Origin of the sequence: Prevotella sp. P5-64 (genome assembly GCF_002251285.1) — a bacterium.
GTDB lineage: Bacteria > Bacteroidota > Bacteroidia > Bacteroidales > Bacteroidaceae > Prevotella.
Genome location: NZ_NPJK01000051.1, coordinates 1 through 1,341 on the forward strand (window position 1 = coordinate 1; position 1,341 = coordinate 1,341).

The 1,341-nt window shown below is 48.5% G+C and carries 2 protein-coding genes; both read left to right on the forward strand.

Annotated features, from left to right (window positions below; translation table 11 throughout):
- The first annotated feature begins 63 nt into the window (after positions 1-63).
- Positions 64-414 (forward strand): hypothetical protein, encoded by a 351-nt coding sequence (locus CIK87_RS09795; RefSeq protein WP_094387020.1) that lies wholly within the window; start codon positions 64-66, stop codon positions 412-414.
- A gap of 109 nt (positions 415-523) precedes the next feature.
- Positions 524-1,341, forward strand: an 818-nt coding sequence (locus CIK87_RS09800; RefSeq protein WP_144008173.1) for a transposase, incomplete at its 3' end; no start/stop codon positions are given.

Here is a 1,341-nt window from a genome sequence, read left to right on the forward strand (position 1 = left end):
GGGTCTGCGGATTTTTCCGGTTGGTAACACCGTATGTTAGGAATAAAGTCGTACCTTTGCCATATGGAACAGACCAAGCTACTACGCGCCATTCTTCCGGATGTGCTTATAGACAACTTCGATGTTGTAAGTTTTGATAAGACCGATAGCCGCTTTGACATTTATCTTGACGAGAAGAAGGTTCAGATGCGTGAGGACAAGAAGTACGGCAATGTGATATCCCACGGCTTTGGTGACTATCACGTCATCCAGGATTTTCCCATCCGTGGCCGTGCTACGTATCTTCATGTACGCAAACGCAAATGGTTGGACAAGGACACCGGCGAGATCTTCAGCTACGAATGGGACTTGTCCGAGTTTGACGAAACTCGATTGAATGCAGAGTTCGTTTCTTTTTTAAAAGAGGGAGATTGAGTCTACTCCCGTAAGCATCTCGACGCTTGCGGCCCGCAACGGTCTCAACGGTCAGACGCTGCGCAAACAGTACAAGGAGAAAATCAGTGACTATCGCAACTGGGAACAATTGGACCATGCAGAGGAGTACATGCTGTTTCCAGACAATTTCGGTGAGGACATGAGTCTTGACGAGACCTGTCTTTCCAACGGTGAGGTCTACACTATCCTGACGGACAAGGCAGCCCACGGCGGCAAGGGAGCGCTGGCTGCAATGGTTCGTGGTGTAGCTTCGGATACAGTGTCGGCAATATTGAAGAAAGTCCCACGTGAACTGCGCTGCCGTGTAAGGACCGTGACCACAGATTTGTCTTCTGCCATGATGCTGACAGTGAGGACTGCGTTCCCTAATGCCAAGCTGATAAATGACCGTTTCCATGTGCAACGACTTATGACCGAGGCCATTGACCAGATGAGAATAGCCTTACGATGGGATGTGCTTGCGGAGGAGAACAAGGCCATAAAAGAGCATAGGGCAAAACGTAAGGCGGCACATACGAGGGCCGAGAAGGAACTTATAGGGGAATGGGTACCAGAACGTATGGCCAACGGTGAAACCAGGCCGCAGATTATGGCACGCAGCCGACATATGATTCTCATGCACAAATCGAAATGGAATGCCCAACAGCAGACAAGGGCCGAAATTCTCTTTCAGATGTTTCCCAAACTCAAGAAGGCGTATGGTCTCTACCTCAGTCTTGTGGACATTTTCAACAAGAAAACCCAGCCAGGAGTGGCAAGGCTTAACCTTGCCAGATGGTACAATGATGTCGAAGATTTCGGGTATGAAGGTTTCAACAAGGTTATTGAAACCTTTGAGAACCACAACGATACCATCATCAACTATTTTGAGGAAAGGCTTACCAATGCATCGGCAGAATCGTTCAA